Origin of the sequence: Xanthobacter wiegelii (genome assembly GCF_043193855.2) — a bacterium.
In the GTDB taxonomy this organism is placed as follows: domain Bacteria; phylum Pseudomonadota; class Alphaproteobacteria; order Rhizobiales; family Xanthobacteraceae; genus Xanthobacter; species Xanthobacter flavus_A.
Genome location: NZ_CM195529.1, coordinates 3,363,475 through 3,386,131 on the forward strand (window position 1 = coordinate 3,363,475; position 22,657 = coordinate 3,386,131).

17 protein-coding genes are annotated in these 22,657 nt (G+C 69.4%); 11 read left to right on the forward strand and 6 right to left on the reverse strand.

From position 1 onward, the window contains the following. Positions 1 to 8: 8 nt before the first annotated feature. From V5F63_RS15665 to V5F63_RS15680, 4 genes are read left to right on the forward strand one after another with little or no spacing between them, the layout of a single operon-like run. Positions 9 to 791, forward strand: coding sequence for a VOC family protein (locus V5F63_RS15665; protein ID WP_394100935.1), 783 nt, complete (start codon positions 9 to 11; stop codon positions 789 to 791). After that, on the forward strand, positions 788 to 2,311 hold the full coding sequence (locus V5F63_RS15670) for a class I adenylate-forming enzyme family protein (protein ID WP_394100934.1): 1,524 nt from the start codon (positions 788 to 790) through the stop codon (positions 2,309 to 2,311). The genes V5F63_RS15665 and V5F63_RS15670 overlap by 4 nt, the downstream gene beginning before the upstream one ends. After that, positions 2,308 to 3,408, forward strand: a complete 1,101-nt coding sequence (locus V5F63_RS15675; protein ID WP_209483678.1) for a PLP-dependent cysteine synthase family protein — start codon at positions 2,308 to 2,310, stop codon at positions 3,406 to 3,408. The genes V5F63_RS15670 and V5F63_RS15675 overlap by 4 nt, the downstream gene beginning before the upstream one ends. A 25-nt stretch (positions 3,409 to 3,433) precedes the next feature. Further along, positions 3,434 to 5,059, forward strand: a complete 1,626-nt coding sequence (locus V5F63_RS15680) for a gamma-glutamyltransferase family protein (protein ID WP_394100933.1) — start codon at positions 3,434 to 3,436, stop codon at positions 5,057 to 5,059. A gap of 72 nt (positions 5,060 to 5,131) precedes the next feature. On the opposite strand, the gene dxs is transcribed toward V5F63_RS15680, so the two are convergent. From dxs to V5F63_RS15695, 3 genes are all read right to left on the reverse strand, one after another. Beyond that, a complete protein-coding gene (dxs, locus tag V5F63_RS15685; protein WP_394100932.1) occupies positions 5,132 to 7,063 on the reverse strand; it encodes a 1-deoxy-D-xylulose-5-phosphate synthase in 1,932 nt (643 codons plus the stop codon). A gap of 120 nt (positions 7,064 to 7,183) precedes the next feature. Continuing rightward, complete coding sequence (locus tag V5F63_RS15690) at positions 7,184 to 8,101, reverse strand: glycosyltransferase family 2 protein (protein ID WP_394100931.1); 918 nt, start codon at positions 8,099 to 8,101, stop codon at positions 7,184 to 7,186. Positions 8,102 to 8,108: 7 nt separating this feature from the next. After that, entirely contained in the window at positions 8,109 to 9,377 is a 1,269-nt protein-coding gene (locus V5F63_RS15695) for a glycosyltransferase family 9 protein (protein ID WP_394100930.1), read from the reverse strand. A 150-nt stretch (positions 9,378 to 9,527) separates the two neighbouring features. Between V5F63_RS15695 and V5F63_RS15700 the strand changes: the two genes are divergently transcribed. Further along, a complete protein-coding gene (locus tag V5F63_RS15700; RefSeq protein ID WP_394100929.1) occupies positions 9,528 to 10,904 on the forward strand; it encodes a hypothetical protein in 1,377 nt (458 codons plus the stop codon). Continuing rightward, entirely contained in the window at positions 10,901 to 11,491 is a 591-nt protein-coding gene (locus V5F63_RS15705; RefSeq protein ID WP_394028198.1) for a protein-S-isoprenylcysteine O-methyltransferase, read from the forward strand. Before V5F63_RS15700 ends, V5F63_RS15705 begins: the two co-directional genes overlap by 4 nt. Before the next feature lie 96 nt (positions 11,492 to 11,587). On the opposite strand, the gene V5F63_RS15710 is transcribed toward V5F63_RS15705, so the two are convergent. Together V5F63_RS15710 and V5F63_RS15715 are read right to left on the reverse strand one after the other, a co-directional pair. Further along, a complete protein-coding gene (locus V5F63_RS15710) occupies positions 11,588 to 11,863 on the reverse strand; it encodes an exodeoxyribonuclease VII small subunit (RefSeq protein ID WP_209483692.1) in 276 nt (91 codons plus the stop codon). A gap of 63 nt (positions 11,864 to 11,926) precedes the next feature. Continuing rightward, positions 11,927 to 12,316, reverse strand: a complete 390-nt coding sequence (locus V5F63_RS15715) for a hypothetical protein (protein WP_394100928.1) — start codon at positions 12,314 to 12,316, stop codon at positions 11,927 to 11,929. A 156-nt stretch (positions 12,317 to 12,472) separates the two neighbouring features. Here V5F63_RS15715 and V5F63_RS15720 point away from each other — a divergent pair, with 156 nt between their 5' ends. Further along, a complete protein-coding gene (locus V5F63_RS15720; RefSeq protein WP_394100927.1) occupies positions 12,473 to 13,636 on the forward strand; it encodes an ATP phosphoribosyltransferase regulatory subunit in 1,164 nt (387 codons plus the stop codon). Continuing rightward, a complete protein-coding gene (gene hisG / locus V5F63_RS15725; protein WP_394028194.1) occupies positions 13,633 to 14,610 on the forward strand; it encodes an ATP phosphoribosyltransferase in 978 nt (325 codons plus the stop codon). The genes V5F63_RS15720 and hisG overlap by 4 nt, the downstream gene beginning before the upstream one ends. Before the next feature lie 47 nt (positions 14,611 to 14,657). Here the strand turns inward: hisG and V5F63_RS15730 are convergent, their stop codons facing one another. Then, positions 14,658 to 14,930: a hypothetical protein gene (locus tag V5F63_RS15730; RefSeq protein WP_209483698.1), complete on the reverse strand. Its 273-nt coding sequence runs from the start codon at positions 14,928 to 14,930 to the stop codon at positions 14,658 to 14,660. A 207-nt stretch (positions 14,931 to 15,137) separates the two neighbouring features. Here V5F63_RS15730 and V5F63_RS15735 point away from each other — a divergent pair, with 207 nt between their 5' ends. The 3 genes from V5F63_RS15735 (at position 15,138) to V5F63_RS15745 (ending at position 22,644) form a co-directional block, all read left to right on the forward strand. Beyond that, complete coding sequence (locus tag V5F63_RS15735) at positions 15,138 to 15,959, forward strand: sulfite exporter TauE/SafE family protein (RefSeq protein ID WP_394100926.1); 822 nt, start codon at positions 15,138 to 15,140, stop codon at positions 15,957 to 15,959. Positions 15,960 to 16,056: 97 nt separating this feature from the next. Continuing rightward, positions 16,057 to 18,687 carry an aminopeptidase N gene (pepN, locus tag V5F63_RS15740; RefSeq protein WP_394100925.1) on the forward strand — a complete coding sequence of 877 codons (2,631 nt, stop codon included), beginning with the start codon at positions 16,057 to 16,059 and terminating at the stop codon, positions 18,685 to 18,687. Between the two features lie 189 nt (positions 18,688 to 18,876). After that, a complete protein-coding gene (locus V5F63_RS15745) occupies positions 18,877 to 22,644 on the forward strand; it encodes a PIG-L family deacetylase (RefSeq protein ID WP_394100924.1) in 3,768 nt (1,255 codons plus the stop codon). The last annotated feature ends 13 nt before the right edge of the window (positions 22,645 to 22,657 follow it).

Here is a 22,657-nt window from a genome sequence, read left to right on the forward strand (position 1 = left end):
AGGCGCCCGTGGCCGCGCTCGACCATGTGGTGATCAACACCCTCAAGTCCATGGACGCGGCCGCGGACCTCTTTGCGGCGCTGGGCTTCACGCTCACGCCGCGGGGGACCCATTCGCTCGGGTCCATCAACCATCTGATGATGACGCCCGGCGCCTATCTGGAGCTGGTGGGGGTGCCGGACACCGGCCGCCAGCGCCAGGAGGTGCTGGACAGCCCGTTCGGCCTCAATGGCCTGGTGCTGCGCACCTTCGACGCCGACGCCACCCGCGACACGCTCGCGGCCGCCGGCTTCGCCCCGACCGGGCCGGTGGCCTTCTCGCGGCCGGTGGAGGTGGACGGGGTGGAGCACGATGCCCGCTTCCGCACCGTGCGCCTGCCGCCGGAGACCTTCCCGGCCGGGCGCGTCTATTTCTGCGAGCACCTAACGCCGGAGCTGGTCTGGCGGGATGAGTGGATGACGCATCCCAACGGCTTCTGCGCCATCGACGCCTTCACCATCGCCTCACCCCACCCGGAAGCCGAGGCGCGTCGCCTCGCCAGCGCCTTCGCCAGCGTCGCCGAGCCCGATGGCGCGGGCTGGCGCGTGCCGCTGGACGATGCCGACGTGCGCGTGGTGCCAGGCGACAAAGCCGCCTTCCGCACGGCGACGTTGCGCTTCTCATCCCTCGACGACATCGCGGCCCGCGCCAACGCGCTGAGGGACGCCCGCTGGGAGGCGCTCGACCCCGACGCGGGCCTCCTCACCCTGCCCGCCTTTGACCTGAACCTGACCTGCAGGAGCAGCCGATGAGCCTGCCCGCGAATCTCGGGGATTTCGTCTGCCGCACCACCGCGCCGGACCACCCCCTGTTCATCGGCCTCGATTTCGACGGCACCACCACCGTGCTCACCCGCGCCGGCTTCGACGCCCTCGCCGATGCCGTGGCGCGCGGTCTTCTCAAGCACGGCCTCGTGCGCGGCGACCGCGTCGCCCTCCTCGCCGCGAACCGGCCGGACTATGTGGCGGTGGTGATGGGTGCCATGCGCGCCGGCATCGTGCCGGTGCCGGTGAACTTCAAGTTCCCGGCCGCCACCATCGCCGACGTGATCGCCGATTGCGGCGCACGCCTCGTGGTCCACGACGGCGAGCGCCGCGCCCTCCTGCCCGCCGAGGCGCCCGAGGGCGTGGCCTTTGTGGATTTCGACGGCACCGGGCCGGGCACGCTCGCCGCTTTGCTCGATCCCGGCCCGTTCGAGCCGGTGGTGCCCGCGCCCGATGAGCCGGCGCTCAGCCTCTATACCTCCGGCTCCACCGGGCGGCCGAAGGGCGTGCTGCTCTCCCACGCCGCGCACCGCTGGGTGGCGGGCACGCGCCGCGCCGAGATCGACCTCTCCCGCGAGCGGATGCTGATTGCCGCGCCGCTCTACCACATGAACGCGCTGGCCCTCGCCTTCCTCGCCTGCGCATCCGGGAGCACGGCGGTGCTGCTGCCCCAGTTCCGCGCGGTGCCCTATATCGACGCCATCGCCAGCCACGGCTGCACCTTCCTCACCGCCGTGCCGCCCATGATCGCCATGATGCTGCGGGAGAAGGCGGCGCTGGCTGAGGCCGACCTTTCCGGCGTGCGCCTGCTGCGCATGGGCTCGGCGCCGGTGACGGATTCCCTCGCCCAGCAGATCCGCCAGCTGCTGCCCAACGCCGCCATCATCAACGCCTATGGCACCACGGAGGGCGGACCCATCGTGTTCTCCGGCCATCCGGACGGGCGGCCCGTGCCCATGGGCTCGGTGGGCTATCCCCACCCGCAGGTGTCGGTGCGGCTCGTGGGGCCGGAGGCGCCGGAGAGCGGGGAGCTGGAGATGAAGAGCCCGGCGGTGATGCTCGGCTATCACAACCGCCCGGATGTGCGCTCGCCCCTCACGGCGGATGGCTTCTACCGCACCGGCGACGTGTTCCGGCGCGACGCGGACGGCTTCTATTATTTCCTCGGCCGCACCGACGACATGTTCGTCTGCGGCGGCGAGAACATCTTCCCCGGCGAGGTGGAGGCGGTGCTCGACAAGCACCCGCAGGTGCTTCAGTCCTGCGTCGTGCCGGTGCCGGACGAGATCAAGGGCGAGAAGCCGGTGGCCTTCGTGGTGCGCCGTCCGGGCGCCGATATCGCAGAGGAGGCGCTCAAGCAGTTCATGCTCGCCAACGCCCCCGCCTACCAGCATCCGCGCCGCATCTGGTTCCTGGAGCAGATGCCGCTCGCCACCACCAACAAGATCGACCGTAGCGCGCTCAAGCGGCGCGCCATGTCCGAAATCAGCGCGGGGAGCCCGGCATGAACGTCATCGCCCCGCCCCGCGCGGTGCCGGACCAGGCGTGGGTGGCCGAAGCCATCGCCCGCATCGAGGCCGACATCAACCGCTCGGCGGATACCCACCTCATCCGCATCCCGCTGCCGCGCGTGCCGGGCATCACGCTCTATCTGAAGGACGAATCGAGCCACCCCACCGGCAGCCTCAAGCACCGGCTGGCGCGCTCGCTCTTCCTCTATGCCCTGTGCAACGGCTGGATCGGGCCGGACACGACGATCATCGAATCCTCGTCCGGCTCCACCGCCATTTCGGAAGCCTATTTCGCCCGGCTGCTGGGCCTGCGCTTCATCGCGGTGATGCCCCGGCGGACCTCGGCGGAGAAGGTGGCGGCCATCGCCTTCGAGGGCGGCGAGCCCCACCTCATCGACGGCTGGAATACCTCGGAAGAAGCGCGCCGGCTCGCCGAGGAGCTGGACGGCCATTACATGGACCAGTTCACCTTCGCCGAGCGCGCCACCGACTGGCGCGGCAACAACAACATCGCCGAGAGCATCTTCTCGCAGATGGCGTTCGAGCCGCACCCGATTCCCGACTGGGTGGTGTGCAGCGCCGGAACCGGCGGCACGGCGGCGACCATCGGCCGCTTCATCCGCTACCGCAAATTCCCCACGCGGCTATGCGTGGCGGACCCGGAGGCCTCCGTCTTCCACCGCCATTATGCCGACCGCTCGGTGATGCAGGTGGATGCCTGCAAGAGCGTCATCGAGGGCATCGGCCGCACGGTGGTGGAGCCCTCCTTCATCCCCTCGGTGGTGGACCGCATGGCGGTGATTTCCGATGCGGCGAGCATCGCCGCCGCCCGCCGGATCAGCGCCGTCATCGGCCGCGCCTGCGGCGGCTCCACCGGCACCAACATCTCCGCCTGCGTGGACCTCATCGAGGAGATGGCGGCGGAGGGGAAAGGCGGGTCCATCGTGACCCTTCTGTGCGATTCCGGCGCGCGCTACCGTTCCACCCTGTATGACGATGCCTGGCTCGCCGAGCACGGCATCGACCTCAAGCCCCACATCGCGCGGCTCGATGCCGTGTTCGGCCCTCAGCCATCCACCCCTGTTTCTTGCTAAGCTTCCTCTTCTTCGGGACCGCACCATGACTGCGTCGTTCGATTGGTCCGCCGGCTATCCCTCGCGGCGCCTGCCCGTGTTCGGCAACAATGTGGTCTCCACCTCCCATCCGCGCGCGGCGCAGGCAGGGCTGTCCATGATCGCGCGGGGCGGCAATGCGGTGGACGCCGCCATCGCCGCCGCAGCCGTCATGGCCATCGTGGAGCCGTGCAGCAACGGCCTCGGCTCGGACGCCTTCTGCATCCTGTGGGACGGCAAGGGCCTGCACGGCCTCAACGCCTCGGGCTTCTCGCCCGCCGCCTGGACGCCCGACTACTTCCGCGCCAAGTACGGCGCCGACGCCAAGACCCTCCCCCAGCGCGGCTGGGACGCGGTGACGGTGCCCGGCGCGGTGGCGAGCTGGGTGGCGCTCTCCGAGCGCTTCGGCAAGCTGCCCTTCGCGGACCTCATGGAGCCGGCCATCGCCATCGCCGAGCGCGGCTTTCTCGTCTCCACCAACGTGCAGCACAAATGGGCCGCGGCCGCGACCCTGCCCCAGCTCACCAGCCAGCCCGGCTTCAAGGAGGTGTTCCTGCCCAAGGGCCGGGCGCCCTTCGTGGGTGAGCATGTGACCATGCCCGGCGCCGCCCGCGCGCTGCGGCTGATCGGCGAGACCAAGGGCGAGGCCTTCTATCGCGGCGAGATCGCCGATGCGCTGGAGGCCAACGCCAAGGCCAATGGCGGCGCCCTTACCGCCGCCGACATGGCCGCCTATGCCCCGGACTGGGTGACGCCCGTGGCGCAGGACTATCGCGGCTACACGGTCCACGAGATTCCGCCCAACGGGCAGGGCATCACCGCGCTGATGGCGCTCGGCATCCTCTCCCACTTCGACCTTCAGGGGTTCTCGGCGGATGGCGTGGAGGCGCAGCACCTCCAGATCGAAGCCATCAAGCTCGCCTTCGCCGATGTCTATCGCTACGTGGCGGACCCCCGGGCCATGGAGATCAGCCCGGCGGACATGCTGGACAAAGACTACATCGCCTCCCGCGCCCGCCTCATCGATCCGCGCCGCGCGCAGCGCTTCGCGCCGGGCAATCCGGTCAAGGGCGGCACCATCTATCTCACGGCGGCGGATGCCTCGGGGATGATGGTGAGCTTCATCCAGAGCAACTACCAGGGCTTCGGCTCCGGCGTGGTGCTGCCCGACTGGGGCGTCTCGCTGCAGAACCGGGGCTTCGGTTTCAGCCTGAACCCGGAGCGCGCCAACGTGGTGGCGCCGCGCAAGCGGCCATTCCAGACCATCATCCCCGGCTTCCTGACCAAGGGCGGCCAGCCGGTGATGAGCTTCGGCGTGATGGGCGGCAACATGCAGCCGCAGGGCCACGTGCAGACGCTGGTGCGGATGCTCGACTTCGCCCAGAACCCCCAGGCCGCCTGCGACGCGCCGCGCTGGCGCTTCGACGAGGGGCTCTCCATCAACCTGGAACCCGGCAATTCGCCGGAGCTGCTGGACGGCCTCGCCGCGCTCGGCCACGAGGTGGCGGTGCTCAACGACACCTATCAGGATTTCGGCGCCGGCCAGTTCATCTGGCGCATGGGCGATCCGGCGGTGGAAGGCTACGCGGCGGCGAGCGACCCGCGCCGGGATGGGCAGGCGGCGGTGAGCTGAGGGGCCAACTGTAGGTTGAACAGTGCGGGCGCTTCAGGCGCCCGCATACCCCGAAGCCATAGCCCCCGACCCTCACCCCGCCCGCGACAGCTCCCGCCCCGCCTTCGCCTTGCCCAGCAGCCCTTCCACCTTCGCCACGATGGCGTTGGCGTCGAGGCCGGCCTCGGCGAGCTGGCGGGCCTGCGTGTCGTGGTCGATGTAGATGTCCGGCAGCACCATGGAGCGCACCTTGACGGTGCCGCGATCCAGCGCCCCCGCATCGGTGAGAAGCTGGAGCACCTGGCTGCCGAAGCCGCCGATGGAGCCCTCCTCCACCGTCACCAGCGCGGCATGGCCGGCCGCCAGCTTCAGCGCGAGGTCGCTGTCGATGGGCTTGGCGAAGCGGGCGTCCGCCACGGTCACAGCAAAGCCGGCCGCCTCCAGACGCTCGGCGGCCTCCAGCGCGGCGGCAAGGCGCGTGCCCAGCGAGAGGATGGCGACATCGCCTTCGCCGGAGCCACGCACAATGCGGCCCTTGCCGATGGGCAGCGCCTCGGCCCGGTCAGGCCGCTCCACGCCCACGCCCTCGCCGCGCGGGAAGCGCACGGCGGAGGGGCCGTCGTCATAGGCGACCGCCGTGGCGATCATGTGCATCAGCTCCGCCTCGTCGGACGGCGACATCAGCACCATGCCGGGCAGGCAGCCAAGATAGGCGAGGTCGTATGCGCCCGCATGGGTCGCCCCGTCCGCCCCCACGAGGCCGGCGCGGTCCACGATGAAGCGCACGGGCAGGCCTTGAAGCGCCACGTCGTGGATCACCTGGTCATAGGCCCGCTGGAGGAAGGTGGAATAGAGCGCACAGAACGGCTTGAAGCCTTCCGTCGCGAGGCCGCCCGCGAACGTCACCGCATGCTGCTCGGCGATGCCCACGTCGAAGGTGCGGTCCGGATAGGCCTGTCCGAACAGGTCGATCCCGGTGCCCGAGGGCATGGCAGCGGTGATGGCGACGATCTTGGGATCGCGCCGCGCCTCGGAGATCAGGCTCTCGGCGAACACGCGGGTGTAGGACGGGGCGTTGGACTTGGCCTTCACCTGCGCGCCCGTCACCACGTCGAACTTCACCACGCCGTGGTACTTGTCCGCGCTCTGCTCGGCCGGGCCGTAGCCCTTGCCCTTCTGGGTGACCACATGGACGAGGATCGGCCCCGTCTTGGCGTCCCGCACGTTCTTCAGAACGGGGAGCAGGTGGTCGAGATTGTGCCCGTCGATGGGGCCGACGTAATAGAAGCCCAGCTCCTCGAACAGCGTGCCGCCGGTCCAGAAGCCGCGCGCGAATTCCTCGGCCCGCTGGGCGCCGCGCTCCACGAACTTGGGCAGGTGGCCGGCGATCTGCTTGCCGATTTCACGCAAGGACCGATAAGTCTGCCCCGAGATGAGCCGCGCCAGATAGGCCGACATGGCGCCCGTGGGCGGGGCGATGGACATGTCGTTGTCGTTGAGGATGACGATGAGGCGCGAATCCATGGCGCCGGCATTGTTCATCGCCTCATAGGCCATGCCCGCCGACATGGCGCCGTCGCCGATCACCGCCACCACGTTCCGCTCGCCACCGCCAAGGTCGCGCGCCACCGCCATGCCGAGGCCGGCGGAGATGGAGGTGGAGGAATGGCCCGCGCCGAAGGGGTCGTATTCGCTCTCGGCCCGGTTGGTGAAGCCGGAGAGGCCGCCACCGGTGCGCAGCGTGCGGATGCGCTCGCGCCGCCCGGTGAGAATCTTGTGGGGATAGCACTGGTGGCCCACGTCCCAGATCAGCCGGTCGTGGGGGGTGTTGAAGACGTGGTGCAATGCCACCGTCAGCTCAACCACGCCGAGGCCCGCGCCCAGATGCCCGCCGGTGACGGACACCGCATCGATGGTCTCGGCGCGCAGTTCGGCCGCAAGCTGGGTGAGCTTTTCCTGGGGCAGGCGGCGCACATCTGCGGGCTCGCGGATGGTGTCGAGCAACGGGGTCTTCAGCAAGGTCACGGACCACTCCGACCGGAACGAACCGGGAAAAGCGAGCCTTACACAGGGGCCCGCTGGTATGCAACGTACAAAGGTTAACGCCGCGGCGGCATGCGGACGACCTTCGTCTACTCCCGAAACCTATACGTGCGGCGGAGCGTTCCGGCGCACTCCATCGATCAGGCCGGCGAACTTTCCCGCCCGGATGGCGACCCGGTGCAGGTCGAAAACCGCCAGCGCCAGCGCGCAGCCGGCGCCGAGCCACAGCAGCCGCGACGCCCGCCCGCCGGCGTGACCGTACTTCTCGCGCACATAGAGTTCCGAATGCATCTTGGCGCGGTTGATGCGGAAGGTCTGGCCGAAGGAGGGCGTGCTGGAGCGCCCGCCCGCATGAGTCACCCGCGCCTCCGTCACCACCACGATGGGGATGCGACGGGCCAGCGCGCGAAGCGAGAGGTCGTCGTCCTCATGGTAGAGAAATATGGATTCGTCGAAGCCGCCGAGATCGAGGAAGGCCGCGCGGGACACCATGAAGGCGGCGCCGTGGACGAAGCGGGTGCAATAATCCCCCGCAATCTCCTCTGGCGCGAGGCGTGCGCTGCGCGGCACCTTCTCCAGGATGGACCCTTCCTTGCGCATGAGCCGGCCGTTCTCGCCCACGATGGCCGGCATGAGAATGGCCAGCTCGCCATAAAGCCGCGCTGCCGCCAGAAGGCGGGGAATGGTGTCCGGCTCCAGCACCGCATCGGGATTGAGGAAGAGCACGTAAGGGGTCACGGCGCGGCGCGCGCCCGCATTGCAGGCGGTGCCGAAGCCGGCATTCACCGGCATGGCGAGGAGATCGGCGGGGCGGGAGAGCGTCGCGGCCCACGCCGTGCCCTCCGGGCTCGCATTGTCCACCACCACCACCGGACATTCCGACGGAACGCTCGCCACCGCCCGGCCGATGACGGACGAGCTGTTGTAGGTGACGAAGACCACCGTCACGGCGGCGGGGTCGGGCCGTTCGCCATCCTGTGCGGAGGGCGCTTCCGCCACGGTCGGAAAAGAGCGCGTCATGGGCGCGTTAGTGCAGCCGAACGCCGGCAAACTCAAGGCCGAGGGCCGCAAGGCCCGCCAGCGCGTGGTCCGGCGTCAGCCGCGTCATGCAGCCGTGGCCGTGGGCGCAGTCCGCCACATCGCTCAGAAAGCACGGCGCGCAGCTCGCATGGGCGCTCACCACCGCCACGCGCGGCCCGGCTGGTGCCCAGCTGTGGATATCGGCAAGGCCGGAGAAGAGGCAAAGGGTGGGACGCCCCAGCGCCGCCGCGAGATGGGCAGGCGCGGAATCCAGCGCCACCACCACCCGCGCCCCGCCGATGACGGCGGCGAGCCCGGCGAGATCCTGCCGCCCGGCGAGATTGGCGACGCGATCCGCCGGCAGGCCCTCGGCGATGGCCGCGCACAGGGGCGCATCCTCGGCCGTTCCCGTGAGCACGAGGCCGAGGGGACTTTCCGCAAGCATCCGCGCCGCCAGCGCCCGCCAGTATTCCACCGGCCAGAGCTTGATGGCGAGGCGAGCGCCGGGGGCGAGCACGCCATAGCCATCGGGGACATCCGGCAGCGCCGGTAGCGCACCGAGGGTGATCGGCGCGGGCGGGTGGGACTGCCCCGCGCGGAAGGCGCTCACCAGCACTTCGGCGAGGGCGGACAGGCGCACCCCCGCCGGCAACGGCGCAAACAGGCCGCCCGTCCGGGCCGACGCCTCCATTTCCGGCAAGGCGAGGTCCAGGCCATGGCCGGCATGGAGCCCCGCGAACCCGACGCGGAACCGCACCGGCAGCGCGGCGAGCAGCGGGCGGGCATCGTCGGCGTGGCGCAGGTCGATGGCGATATCGGCAGGGGGCAGATCGAGCACCGCCAGCGCGGCCAGCGCCTCGGGCGGGACGGCAGCGGGCGGATGACCCCGCGCCGGATAATAATCGAACGCCCGCACCGCATCGAAGAGACCGGTGGCGGCGGCGAAATCGCGCACGAAGGGCGCGCACAGCAACGTTACACGCGAGGCGGGAAACGCCTCCCGCAGCCGGCGGACCGCCGGAAGAGCGGTCACGAAATCCCCAACGTGATCGAGCTTCACCACCAGCAGCGACGGCGCCGGCCCCAGCTCCGCCAGCCGCGCCAAAGGCCCCCGCCACGGGCCGGGCGCGAAGGTCGGCTCCGGCGCGGGCGCGGGTGGCGCTGGAAATGGAAGGGTTGCCGCGGGATCGGCTGCCTGTTCCACGGCCGGCGGCTCGGCGGAAAGCTCCGGCGGCCGCTGCCGCCAGACACCGAGAAGATCGCGGAACCACGCCATGCCTGATGTCCCGCCAACCCGCGACCCGCCCGTAACCGCCCCTTTATCCTTGGGCGCTGCCGTTTAGGCAATGCCGGCCGGGCGGACGCGACCCGGCCCCCAGCCCGCCCGGCCTAGCCACGCCCGGCCATCTTCGCTAGAAGGCGCCCCATGCAGGATGCCGAGGACACGCTCGCAGGCCCCCCCGCCGGGACCGACGCCGAGGCGCGCGGCCTCCCCCCGGGCGACGCGGAGGCGCGTGCCCGCGTCCGCCGCCGCCATGTCTTCTTCATCGCCGGGTTCGACCCGATGGCGGTGGATGGACACCACCGGATCTTCGTCCGCGAGCTAAAACGCTTCGGCAGCGTGTGGAATGTGCGCACCCACTGCCGCGACGCGGCGCCCGTGCCGACCCCGACGGGCGGATTCTGGCGAACCGAAGCTGACACCCCCAACTGGCATACCGAAACCACGTTCGAAAACCTGGGCTGGCATGACCTGACCCGCGCAGACATGGGCCGTTCGGTCTGGAGCCACCTGAAAGGCTCGGTGCGGGCGCTGGCGGACATGGTGACGAGCGGCACCATCGCCAATTATTTCCGCTCCAGCCGGCGCTACGGCCTGTTCTTCCTTTTCACCTACATGCTGTTGGCACTGTTCTGGGGGCTCGCGGCGGCAGCAGGACTCTGCGCTTTTCAATGGCTTGTGGCGTTCGGCACAGTAGTCGCAACGGTCGCCGGCCTTGGCGTGACGCTCGCCGTGGGCCTCTTCCTGATGCGCTGGCCGGGGCGCCGCTTCCGGCTCAAGCAGTCGCTGGATCTTGCTGAATTCTCAGTGGATTTCGTCCGCGGCCGTCATCCGGAGGTGGAAGCACGGGTTGTCGCTTTCGCCGATCGCCTCCGCGCAGTCGAGGCCGAGGCGGAAGCGCAGGGCGTTGAAGAAATTATCATTGCAGGCCATAGCCTTGGCGCGATGCTCGCGGTCAGCGCCGTGGCCGGGGCGCTGGCTGCCGACCCTGCCTTCGGCACCCGTGCCCGAGTCCGCATCCTGACCCTCGGCTCCACCACCGCCAAGTTCGCCCTGCACCCGGCCGGCGGGCGATTTCGTGAGGCGGCAGAACGGGTTGCTGCCGCCGAGGCGATCGGCTGGGTAGAGGTGCAGTCGCGCGACGACATCGTCTCCTTCTACAAGGTCGATCCCGTCACCCTCGGCCCCGCCAGCTTCGCCCCTGTGCTGCTCCCGCCCGGCGATTATTCCCTCAAGCCATTGATCCGGCATGTGGAAATCCGCCAGATGATCTCCCCGGCCATCTACCGCCGCCACTGGTTCGACGTCATGCGCCTGCACTGCCAGTGCTTCCTGGCGGGCGACATCCGCGCCACCCATGACTTTTACGCTTACGTGTGCGGGCCCTTGTCCTTCGACGTTTTAGCATCACATACCAACAGCTTACGGGCCTATGTGCGGCCCGATGGAACCCTGCGCCCCCTCGTGTTCGACGCGGCCGGCTGCATCCTTCCCCTCCCCGAATCCGAGACCCCCGCATGACGCTTCTGACCTTTGCCAAGATCGCCTGGGCGTTGGGCGTCGTATCCTGGTACGTCCTGCGCATCCCCTTCGAAAGAAAAGCGAAACGCCAGCGCGTTGCGGATGCGCGGCACCGCAATCTGCGCGAGATGATCCTTCTGTCCATCTCCACGCTGGGGCTCGGAATCGTTCCGGCGATCTACGCCGCGACAGGCTTTCCCAAGTTCGCCTCCTACCCGCCGAGCATGCTGCAGGTGGTGGTGGGCGTTCTGGTGTTCGCCGGTTCCCTTCTGCTCTTCTGGCGCACGCACCGGCAGCTGGGCAAGTATTGGTCGGTGACGCTGGAGATCAAGGACAAGCACGAGCTGATCATATCGGGGGTATACGAGAAGGTGCGGCACCCCATGTACTCGGCATTCTTCCTGTGGGGCTTGGCACAGCTTCTGCTGCTACCGAATTTCATCGCCGGCCCGGCGGGATTGATCGGCTTCGGCATCCTCTTCTTCTTTCGCGTCGGCCGCGAGGAGCAGATGATGCGGGAAGCCTTCGGCGCGGAGTATGACGCCTACGCCCGGCGCACCAAGCGCGTCATTCCGGGCGTCTACTGAACGAACCGGGAAAATGGGCGCGGCAGCGATTCGGTCCCGCTGCGTTCCCCCGTTGTCCCGCGCAAACCCTTCAGCCGTCCCGTTTTGAGACGGTTCTCAGGCGTCGGGATCGAGCGGCTGGGTACCGGCCGGCCGACCGGCGGCGTCGCGGGTGATGGTCTCCACCCGCGCCTCGGCGGCCTTCAGGAGGGCCTCGCACCGCTGCTTCAGGGCTTCGCCGCGCTCATAGATGGCGATGGATTCCTCCAGCGGGACATTGCCCCGCTCCAGATTGGCGACGATCGCCTCCAGCTCGGCAAGTGCCTGCTCGAACGAGAGATTTTCGACGCCGACCACCACCGTTCCGGCCTTTGCTCCGCTCGCGCCTGCCATGGCCGCCTCCTGATTCGATCCGGCGACACCATAGACGACCCCCGCCGCCGCCCGAAGCGCGTCTCAAAAATGCAGATAGCGCGAAACCACCGGAACCTCCGCGACCAGCGCCATCAGCACCCCGCTGGCGGTGAGATAGAGGCCGATGACGAAAATCTTCACCAGCCGGTTGTAGCGCACACGCCGCAGCGAACTCGTCTCCAGCATGCCGGCGAGGGCGCGGAGCTGGAAGGCGATGCCCAGCGCCAGCAGGACAAACGCCACCAGCGCCGATCCGCCCCAGCGGCCCGGCATCAGCGTCCAGTTGGCGAGAAAGGCTAGGGAAAAGCCGCCGATGACGCCGATGGCGGTAACCGAACCGTTGCGGAAGGTTGGATCCAGAAGATGGGCCGGCGCGCCGGGAAGGCTTCCCTCGCGCCCTTCGTCCTCGTCTGCCGCCGGCCTCTCCGCCATGCGAACCCAACCCTTCGCTGAGCCGGCCCGACGCCGGCGGCTACAGCTTAACGGCAAAGCCACGCATGTTGCCAACCCGGCCTGGTCTGCGTCGGGGTGGTCGCGGGGCGCCGGCTTTGCTAGAAGCCGGCCAGCATTCACGGAAACCTTGCACCCATGTCGCCCGCGGCGCCCGCGCCCCTCACCTTCCGCACGTCCCCGAGCCTCGAAGAGGCGCTGGTCGCCACCTTCGCGGCCGCGGGCTTCGCGCGCCTCGATCCGCCCATCCTCCAGCCGGCCGACGTGTTCCTCGACCTGTCGGGCGAATCCATCCGCCGCCGCATGTATCTGACGGCCGACGCCGATGGCCACGAGCTGTGCCTGCGGCCGGACCTCACCATCCCGGTGGCCCGCGCAGTGCTGGCGCAGGGCATGGCGATGCCGGCGCGGGTGAGCTACCTCGGCCCGGTGTTCCGGTTCCGCGGCGAAGGCCCCGGCGAGTTCCGGCAGGCCGGCGTGGAATCCTTCGGCCGCACCGACATCGAGGCGGCGGACGCGGAGATTCTCTCCCTCGGCCTCAACGCCTGCGCGCTCTATGGGCTGCCCGAGCCGGAGATCCGGCTGGGCGACGTGGGCCTGTTCACGGCGCTGCTGGACGCCCTGCCGCTGGCTCCGGCGCTGCGCCGCCGCCTGCTGAAGGATTTCGGGCAGGGGCGGGTCAATCTCGATTTCGCGGCTACCGCCGATGCGAACCGCGAGGGCGCGCCCGCCCATGCCGGCGTGCTGGCGGCGCTGGACGGCGCGGACCCTGCGGCGGCGCGCGCGCTGATCACTGACCTTCTCTCCATCGCCGGCATCTCGACGGTGGGCGGGCGCAGCGTGTCGGAGATCGCCGAGCGGTTCCTGGAGCAGTCCTCGCTCGATGCGGGCGGCGGACTCTCGGCGGAGACCTCGGAAATCCTCTCGCGCTACCTCGCCATTTCCGGCACTCCCGACGATGCCTCGGCCCGGATGCGGGCGCTGGCAGCGGATGCGGGGATCGACCTTTCCGCCGCGCTCGACCTGTTCGACCGTCGCACCGGCTTCTTCACCGCCTATGCGGTGAACCTCGCCCACGTGCGCTTTTCCACCGCCTTCGGGAGGCCGCTCGATTACTACAGCGGCATGGTGTTCGAGCTGCACGATCCGGGCCGGTCCGGCTCTGGCCCTCTGGTCGCGGGCGGTCGCTATGACCGGCTGCTGACGCGGCTGGGCGCGGACAGCGCCATTCCTGGGGTCGGCCTTGCCGCCTGGGTCGAGCGCCTCGCCGCCCTCCCCGGTGCCGCGGAGGATGCCCGATGACCGCGCCGCTCATCCTCGCCGTACCGTCCAAGGGCCGGCTGCAGGACAATGTCCACGCCTTCTTCTCCCGCGCCGGCATGCCGCTGACGCAGGCCCGGGGCGCCCGCGAGTATCGCGGGGCGCTTGGCGGTGTGGAGGGGGTGGAGGTCGCCTATCTCTCCGCCTCCGAGATCGCCGCCGCGCTGGCCTCCGGGGCCGCCCATCTGGGCGTGACCGGAGAGGATCTCGTGCGCGAGAACATCCATGAGGCCGACAGCCGCGTGGCGCTGCTGGAGAAGCTCGGCTTCGGCCACGCCAATGTGGTGGTCGCGGTGCCGCAGGCGTGGATCGACGTGCGCACCATGGACGATCTCGACGATGTGGCGAGCCACTTCCACGGCCGCACCGGCCGGCGCATCCGCGTCGCCACCAAATACGTCAACCTGACGCGGGGCTTCTTCGCCCGCCACGGCATCATCGACTACCGCATCGTGGAAAGCGCGGGCGCCACCGAGGGCACGCCGGCTTCGGGCACGGCCGAGCTGATCGTGGACATCACCTCCACGGGCGCGACGCTGGCCGCCAATGCGCTGAAGGTGGTGGATGACGGCATCATCCTGAAATCCGAGGCGAATCTCGTCGCCTCTCTCACCGCCACCTGGAGCCCCGGAGCGCTGTCGGCGGCGCGCGCCATGTTCGACCGGCTGGGGGCCGAGAAGCGGGCGCGGACCATGCGGGAAGTGCGCACGCGCTTCGCCGATTGCGATGCCTCGCTGGTGGACGAGGCGGTGGCGGCCTATCGCTGCGTGGCGCCGTTCGGTGGTCCCACGTCGTCCGGCATGCTGACGCTGCACTGCCCGCCGGACACGCTCCACGCCCTCGCCACCTTCCTGCGCCAGCGCGGCGCCAGCATGGTGACGGTGGGGCCCATCGAATACGTCTTCGCCGCCGACAACCCGCTCTATGAGGCGCTGGAAGCGCGCCTCGGTCAGTAACGGAGGCAAGGCCCCGGCCGGCGCGTGAGGCCGGCCGGGGCGTATCCTCAGTTGGTGCCGAGACCCCGGTCACCCTGCTTCAGGAAGAGGCGATCGCCTTCCGAGATCGGGCTCTGCTCCTGTCCGGCGGAGAGCGCCACGAAGGCCGGCGGGGTCGCGCGGGGCGCCGCATAGCCGAGCGGCTGGGTCTGCGCATGGATGGTCGCGGCGGCCTGCGCCTCGGCATCGGCGGCGGCGAGGGAAGCCTCGTCACCGGCAAAAGCCGCGCCGGAGGTGAGAAGGGCTGCAAGCGCGACGGCGCCAAAAGTCAGATTACGCATGTTGATCTCCTGAAATACCAACCCCACCACGCCCTTTGATGAGGGACAGCTATGGCGCGCCGCCAAATTCGATAAGGCGCCCTTAGCGAAACAATCAGTGGGGATTTCTGGACAATCGATGAGATCTCTTTGATATCAATGGTTCGCGCCCTATTATGAGGCTGAGCTGACGGTGGGAAGCGGCCCGTTCAAGGGAGCGTGATCGGCATGTCGTTCGAGCCTTCCGCAATGTCCATGCGGCGTCGGCTGCTGCACGGATCGCTGGCCGGTCTGGCGATCGGTACCATCGGTGGGCTCATCGGACTCGGCGGCGCCGAAATCCGGCTGCCGGTGCTGATCGCGCTGGGGTTCGAGGCGCTGCCGGCCATCATCATCAACCGCGTGCTGAGCCTCGCGGTGGTGGCCTTCGCTCTGCCCGCGCGGGCAGAGACCATTCCCTTCGCCGAGGTGGCGGAGCATTGGCGGGTCATCGTGACCCTGCTGGCGGGCAGCCTCGTCGGCGTCTGGACGGGAGCGACCTACGCCACCCGCATCGCTTCCCGTACCCTGTACCGCACCATCGCGGCCATGCTCGTCTTCACCGCCGTGATGCTGGCGCTGGGGGATGATCCTGACCTCAAGCACATGGCCATAGACGGCACGGTGCGGCTGGTGGCGGGGGTTCTCGCCGGCTTCATCATCGGCCTCGCGGTGGCGCTCATGGGCGTCTCGGGTGGGGAATTGCTGGTGCCGACGCTGGTGCTGCTGTTCGGCCTGCCGGTGAAGCTGGCGGGCAGCGTCGCGCTGGCGGTGAGCCTGCCCACCCTGCTCCTCGGCTTCGCCCGGTTCGGGCGCGACAACACCATCACGGTGGTGCGCGAAAACCTGACGTTCCTTGGCGTGGTGACCGCCGCCTCCATGCTGGGCGCGTTCCTCGGCGGGCAAATGCTCGGCATCGTGCCGGCCGCGACGCTGCTGCCGCTGCTCGGCGCCATCCTGCTCATGTCGGCCTGGAAGATCTGGCGGCACGGCTCGGCGTCCGGGCAATAGGCGCGCTTCCCTCCCGGCGCGCCGGGCCTTACTCTCCGGCCCGACTACATCACATTGAGCGTCGCCCGATGCGGCGGCGCCCGGGGAGTTCATGTTCATGCGTGATGCCGAGCCCAAGGCGATCCACCTCTCCGACTACCGTGCGCCGGACTGGCTGGTGGACAAGGTGGACCTCGATTTCTCCCTGCACCCCTCGCAGACTCGCGTCACCTCGAAGCTGTCCCTGCGCCGCAACCCGGCAGGCGCCCCCGGCGCGCCGGTGGTGCTCGATGGCGACGGGCTCACGCTGGTGCGCCTCGCCATCGACGGCAAGCCGCTCGCCGGCCCGAGCTTCGAGGCGACGCCAGACCGCCTGACCCTCGCCCACCCTCCGGCAGACGCCTTCGTGCTGGAGGTGGAGACGCTGGTGGACCCCACCGCCAACACCCAGTTGATGGGGCTCTACCGCACCTCCAGCAATTACTGCACCCAGTGCGAGCCAGAAGGCTTCCGCCGCATCACCTATTATCCCGACCGTCCGGATGTGCTGTCCGTCTTCACCACCCGCGTCGAGGCGGATGAAGCCGAGGCGCCGGTGCTGCTCGGCAACGGCAATCTGGTGGAGAGCGGCAAGGTGGACGGCACCAGCCGCCATTATGCCGTGTGGCACGACCCGTGGCCCAAGCCCTCCTACCTGTTCGCCCTCGTGGGCGGGCGCCTCGCCAAGATCTCGGACAGCTTCCTCACTCGCTCCGGGCGCGAGGTGGAGCTGGGCATCTATGTGGAGCACGGCAAGGAGGCCCGCGCTGGCTATGCCATGGACGCGCTGAAGCGCTCCATGCGCTGGGACGAAGAGGCCTTCGGCCGCGAGTACGACCTCGACGTGTTCAACATCGTCGCCGTGTCGGACTTCAACATGGGGGCCATGGAGAACAAGGGCCTCAATGTCTTCAACGACAAGTATGTCCTCGCCACGCCTGAAACTGCCACCGACGCGGACTACACCGGCATCGAGGGCGTCATCGCCCACGAATACTTCCACAACTGGACCGGCAACCGCATCACCTGCCGTGACTGGTTCCAGCTGTGCCTGAAGGAAGGCCTCACCGTCTTCCGCGACCAGGAGTTCTCGTCCGACGAGCGGTCCCGCCCGGTGAAGCGCATCGCCGACGTGCGGGCGCTGAAGGCGGCCCAGTTCACCGAGGACCAGGGCCCGCTGGCGCATCCCGTGCGGCCGGAAACCTATCGCGAGATCAACAACTTCTACACGGCGACCGTCTATGAGAAGGGCGCAGAGGTGGTCCGCATGCTGAAAACCCTGCTCGGCGAGGCCGGGTTCCGGGCGGGCATGGACCTCTATTTCGAGCGCCACGACGGGGATGCGGCGACCATCGAGGATTTCGTGGCGTCCTTCGCCGATGCCACCGGGCGCGACCTCTCCCAGTTCGCACTCTGGTATGCACAGTCGGGCACGCCCGTGCTCACCGTGAGCGGCGCGTGGGATGCCGAGGCCGGCACCTATCGCCTCGACGTGGCGCAGGAGGTGCCGCCCACCCCCGGCCAACCCACCAAGAAGCCCATGCTCATCCCCCTCGCCCTCGGCCTCGTCGGCCCGGATGGGCGCGACCAGCCGCTCACGCTCGGCAACGTGCCGGTAGGGAACGGCGTGGTGGAGGTGAGCGAGGCCCGCCAGAGCTTCCTCTTCACCGGCCTCGACGCCCGGCCCGTGCCCTCGCTGAACCGCGGTTTCTCCGCCCCGGTGAATTTGGTGAGCGACCTCACCGAGCAGGACCGCGTGTTCCTTGCCGCCCATGACGCGGACCCCTTCAACCGCTTCGACGCCATCCAGCGGATTGCGCTGGAAATGCTGAAGACCGGCGCGCGCACCGGCAGCCTGCCGGCGACGGAGGCGTTGGTGACGGCCGCCCGCGCCATCCTCGCCGACACCACGCTCGACGCCGCCTTCAAGGCGCAGGCGCTCGCCCTGCCCGGCGAAGGCGAGGTGGCGCGCGAACTGGCGAAAGACGTGGACCCGGATGCCGTGTTCGCCGCCCGCAAGGCGCTGCGCATCGCGGTGGGCACGGCGCTGGAAGGCGCCTTCGCCACCACCTATTCGGCCATGGCCGCGACCGGCCCCTTCTCGCCGGATGCGGCCTCCGCCGGGCGGCGGGCGCTGCGCAACCTCTCGCTGGATTTCCTCGCCGTCACCGGCTCGGCGGAGGGCATCGCCCGCGCCAAGGCGCAGTTCGAGGCGGCGGACAACATGACGGACCGCATCACGGCGCTGGCCGTTCTGACCCAGCACGAGGTGCCGGAGCGCGAGGCCGCGCTGAAGGCCTTCTACGACCGCTTCGAGCGGGATGCGCTGGTGATCGACAAGTGGTTCACCCTGCAGGCGCAGATCGCCGCGCCCGGAACCCTCGACCGCATCAAGGATTTGATGCTGCATCCCGCCTTCTCGCTGGGCAATCCCAACCGGGTGCGCTCGCTGGTGGGCGCCTTCGCCGCCACCAACACGACCCAGTTCAACCGGGCGGACGGCGCGGGGCACGACTTCGTCACCGATGTGGTGCTGACGCTGGACGGCAAGAACCCGCAGGTGGCGGCCCGCCTTCTCGCCTCCTTCAAGACCTTCCGCCAGCTGGAGCCGGTGCGCCGCGCCAGCGCGGAGCGGGCCTTGCGCAAGGTGGCCGAGACGCCCGGCCTCTCGCCGGACGTGGCGGACATCGCCACCCGCGCGCTGGGCTGAGCGCACCGGACGGGGCGCCCTGACCGTTCAACCTGCGGGCAACGCAGGGTGTATCGGGTTTCGTTCGCATATCCTTTCGGCTGTGCTAAAGCCGAACCATGTGTCCTGTACCGCCAAGCGATGCGGGACACATGGTGAGCCCGCCTCTTCTCAAAGCGAGGGCGTGCTCCAGCCGGCGGTCGGGGTCCAATGAACGAAGCAAGCATAATCCCCTATAGCTGCGTGCGGCGGCTGATCGAGGGTGCCGCCCTCGTCCTCGCGCCCCATCCTGACGACGAGATTCTCGGCTGCGGCGGCGCCATTTTGCGCCATGTGGAGGCCGGCGAACCGATCACGGTGGTGATCTTCACCGATGGTGCGGCCGCCTCGGGGGCGGCGGACCACGCCGGCGACTACGTGGCCATGCGCCAGGCGGAGTCCCGCGCCGCGGCACAGGTGCTGGGCTATGGCGCGCCCCACTTTCTGGACTATCCCGACCGCGGGCTCGTCTACGACGAAGACCTCGTCGCCCGCGTCGCTTCCCTCATCGCCATTCACCGGCCGGCCATCGTCTATGCGCCTTCCATTTACGAGGTGCATCCCGACCACCGCGCGCTGGCCTTCGCCGCCATAGAGGCGGTGCGCCGGCGCGGCGGGCCGCTCGCCATCGCATGCTACGAAATCGGCAATCCCCAATTGCCGAACCGTCTCCTCGACGTGACCGACCTGACCGACACGCTGAAGGCGGCCATGCGGTGCTTTCCCTCCCAGCTCGCCGAGCGACCCTATGACACTTATGTCCTCGACGGCCTGAACCGATTCCGCGCCTATACGCTCGGGCCGGGCGTGGACGCTGCCGAGGCCTACTGGATGGCGACCGGCGATGAGTTGAGGACCCGCCCGCCGGGGCTCTACCGCGCCCTCATGGGCGCCTGGGCCGACGCGGAAGTGCCCCCGACCGTGGGCGCGCCGGCTGCGACTGTCGCGCCCCTCGTCTCCATCGTCACCCGCACCATCGGGCGCGCCAGCCTTGCGGAGACGCTCGATTCCATCTGCGCCCAGACCTATCCCCATATCGAAATCGTGCTGGTGGAGGCGGATCCTGCCCAGGCCGGCCGTTCCGGCGAGGGCTGCTGGCGCTATCCCCTGCGCGCTGTCGGCGGCACGGCGCCGCTCGACCGTCCAGCGGCAGCCAATCTCGGCCTTGCGCATGCGCGCGGCGAGATGATCCTGCTCCTGGATGACGACGACTACATCGACCCGGACCATGTGGCGACGCTCGCCGCCCTTCTGCGCGGCGCGGATGATGCCGTCGCGGCCTATTCCGGCGTGCGCGTGGTGGCGAGCCGGGAGCCGGGGCATGCCCCTGTCGCCATCTTCCACGAGCATTTCGACGCCGACCGCCTCGCCTACGACAATTACCTGCCGGTCCACGCGGTGCTGTTCCGCCGCCGCGCGCTCGACGCCGGCTGCCGCTTCGACGAGAGCCTTGTCCTCTATGAGGATTGGGATTTCTGGCTCCAGGTATCGCGCCACGGCCGCTTCCTGAGGTCGGATGGAGTGAGCGCGACCTATGTGAGCACGGGCGGCTCGGGCGCGGGCACCGGGGCGTTCGATCCGGTGGTCGCCCACGGCGCCCGCCTCGCCGTCTACCGCAAATGGTTGGGACTGTGGCAGCCGGAGGACATCAACCGCGTTCTCGGCGTCCACCGCTCCACCGAGCACCACCTGCGTCACGCGCAGGCGGAGAATGGCAAGCTTCGCGGCGAGGCCACCGCGCTTCAGAACCGGATCGCGGCTCTTGAGGCCGAGCTGGCGAAGGCCGCCGAGGCGCCCGGTGAAGCGGCGGTGTCCCCGCCTGAAGCGCAGCCGACGGACGCGCAGACCGCCGAGGTGCAGCCCCTCTGCGATGCCCCGCCCCTTTCAAGCCAAGGAGAGGACAAGAGCGAGGGCGAGGAGCCGCCGGTGGCCGATTCCGCACCTGAGCAGCCCGAGACGGAAGAGCCGGCCGGGACACCCCCAGTTGCGCCCGCCCAGCCCACTGTCGAGGGCGGCAGCGATCACCATGGGCCGGACGACGCCCCGGAACTCGGACACGGGGCGTCTCCGGAGGCCGACGCCCCGTCACCGGACGCTCCGGCGGAGACGGGGCCTGACGATGCCGTTGAAACGCCCGCCTTCGCCACCGAGACCGCGGAGCACACGAGCGAGGCCGGCGCGGACGGGCAGCCTGACCTGTCCGCGTTCAAATCCCTGCCATTTCCGCTCAATGTCTATGGGGCGTTGTTGCAGATCGAGGTGGGCGAGGTGGCGTGGCTGCACTTCGCCCTGTTCGATCATCCCGGGGAACCCATGGTCACCGCCCAGCGGCGGTCCACGGACCTCCTGCTGGCGCAACTCCCCCCGCCGCCGGCCCGCATTCTGGAGGTCGGCACCGGCCTCGGCACCTTGCTCGCCGAGCTTGTGGCCAAGGGCTACGACGTGACGGGCATCAATCCGGACCCGGCCCAGGTCGCAGTGGCCCGCGCGCGCTTCGGCCCCGACCTGCCCCTGGTCGAGGCCACCTACGAGGGCTGGACCCCGCCGCCCGATGCCGCGCCCTTCGACGTGATCCTGTTCCAGGAGAGCGCGCAATATGTCGACTCTCTTGAGATCTTCGACCGCGCGCTCGACCTTCTGAAGCCTGGGGGAGCCCTTGTCATCCTCGACGAGTTCGCCATCCGGCGCACTCTTTTGACGCCGGAACCGCTGCACCTTTACGGCCACATCGTCGCGCTGGCGGAACGGCTGGGCTTTACGAAGGAGGTGGAGCAGGACTTCTCCGCCATGGCGGCGCACACGGTTGACGCCATGCTGGAGATGACCCGGCGCCACCGGGCAACGCTCGAACGCGAACTCGGCGTATCCGGGGCCATGCTCGACGCCCTCGATGCCTCGAACCGTGCCTATCAATCGGCCTACGCGGAAGGACGCTTCGGCTACCGGCTGCTCGTCCTGCGGCGCAGCGTCGAAAAGGGCTGGCGTATGCGCCGGATCACGCCGGAACGGTTTCCAGCATTCGCCGAACTGTTCCGCGAGACATTCGGCCACGACATGTCGCGCGAGCACTGGATCTGGAAGTACGGTGACAACCGGGGCCACGGCCTCGGCATCTGGATCGACGGCCAGCTCGCCATCCATTATGGCGGCATCAGCCGGCCCACGCTGGCGTTCGGGCATCCGACGCGCATGTCGCTCTCGGGCGACCTGATGGCCCGCAAGGGCAGCCAGCGCAGCCTCGGGCGTCAGGGTCCGTTCTTCGCTTCGGCCGCCACCATGCAGGAAATCTACAGCGGGTTCGGAACGGACCATCTCGTAGCCGCCGGCTTCCCCAATGCCAAGGCCATGCGGGGGCCGCGCCTGCTCGGCCTGTACACCGAGGCCACCGACCGGGTGATGGAGTTGCACTGGCCCGCCATCGCCGACGGCTCCTCCCCGGCGGCCCGCCGGCTCGCCGATCCGGATGATGCCGACGCGCGGCGGCAGGTGGATGCGCTGTGGGGGCAGATGGCGGCCGATCTGAGCGCCGAGGTGGTCGCGATCCGGGACTGGGGCAGCCTGATCCAGCGCTTCCTGCGCCATCCCGACAAGGTCTACGAGCTGTACCTCGTGACCGGCCCGGCGGAGGGCGACGGACTCGGCCTCGTCGTCCTGCGGCGAACTGCCGAAGACGCCATGGAGCTGCTCGATCTCGTCGGTCCGCTCGCCGCCATGCCGGCCCTGGTGGACGCAGCACGGCGCATCGCAGGGGCCGCCGGCGCGCGCGACCTCTGGGGATGGTTCGCGGAGGCCTGCGTCGCGGCGCGGATCGCTGGCCCGGAATGCGAGCTGCGCGACATCCAGGTCGAAACGCCCACCACCGCCTGGCGGCCTGGCATTACGGCAGAGGAGATGCGCGGGCGTGTCTGGCTGACGGGCGGGGATGCCGACTTCCACTGAAGCCGGTGCCTCG

Bases quoted from the DNA above. Each gene is read 5' to 3' on its own strand.
- V5F63_RS15670 (WP_394100934.1), top strand. From the start codon at position 788: ATGAGCCTGCCCGCGAATCTCGGGGATTTCGTCTGCCGCACCACCGCG.
- V5F63_RS15675 (WP_209483678.1), top strand. From the start codon at position 2,308: ATGAACGTCATCGCCCCGCCCCGCGCGGTGCCGGACCAGGCGTGGGTG.
- V5F63_RS15680 (WP_394100933.1), top strand. From the start codon at position 3,434: ATGACTGCGTCGTTCGATTGGTCCGCCGGCTATCCCTCGCGGCGCCTG.
- V5F63_RS15690 (WP_394100931.1), bottom strand. From the start codon at position 8,101: ATGACGCGCTCTTTTCCGACCGTGGCGGAAGCGCCCTCCGCACAGGAT.
- V5F63_RS15695 (WP_394100930.1), bottom strand. From the start codon at position 9,377: ATGGCGTGGTTCCGCGATCTTCTCGGTGTCTGGCGGCAGCGGCCGCCG.
- V5F63_RS15700 (WP_394100929.1), top strand. From the start codon at position 9,528: ATGCAGGATGCCGAGGACACGCTCGCAGGCCCCCCCGCCGGGACCGAC.
- V5F63_RS15705 (WP_394028198.1), top strand. From the start codon at position 10,901: ATGACGCTTCTGACCTTTGCCAAGATCGCCTGGGCGTTGGGCGTCGTA.
- V5F63_RS15710 (WP_209483692.1), bottom strand. From the start codon at position 11,863: ATGGCAGGCGCGAGCGGAGCAAAGGCCGGAACGGTGGTGGTCGGCGTC.
- V5F63_RS15715 (WP_394100928.1), bottom strand. From the start codon at position 12,316: ATGGCGGAGAGGCCGGCGGCAGACGAGGACGAAGGGCGCGAGGGAAGC.
- V5F63_RS15720 (WP_394100927.1), top strand. From the start codon at position 12,473: ATGTCGCCCGCGGCGCCCGCGCCCCTCACCTTCCGCACGTCCCCGAGC.
- hisG (WP_394028194.1), top strand. From the start codon at position 13,633: ATGACCGCGCCGCTCATCCTCGCCGTACCGTCCAAGGGCCGGCTGCAG.
- V5F63_RS15730 (WP_209483698.1), bottom strand. From the start codon at position 14,930: ATGCGTAATCTGACTTTTGGCGCCGTCGCGCTTGCAGCCCTTCTCACC.
- V5F63_RS15735 (WP_394100926.1), top strand. From the start codon at position 15,138: ATGTCGTTCGAGCCTTCCGCAATGTCCATGCGGCGTCGGCTGCTGCAC.
- pepN (WP_394100925.1), top strand. From the start codon at position 16,057: ATGCGTGATGCCGAGCCCAAGGCGATCCACCTCTCCGACTACCGTGCG.
- V5F63_RS15745 (WP_394100924.1), top strand. From the start codon at position 18,877: ATGAACGAAGCAAGCATAATCCCCTATAGCTGCGTGCGGCGGCTGATC.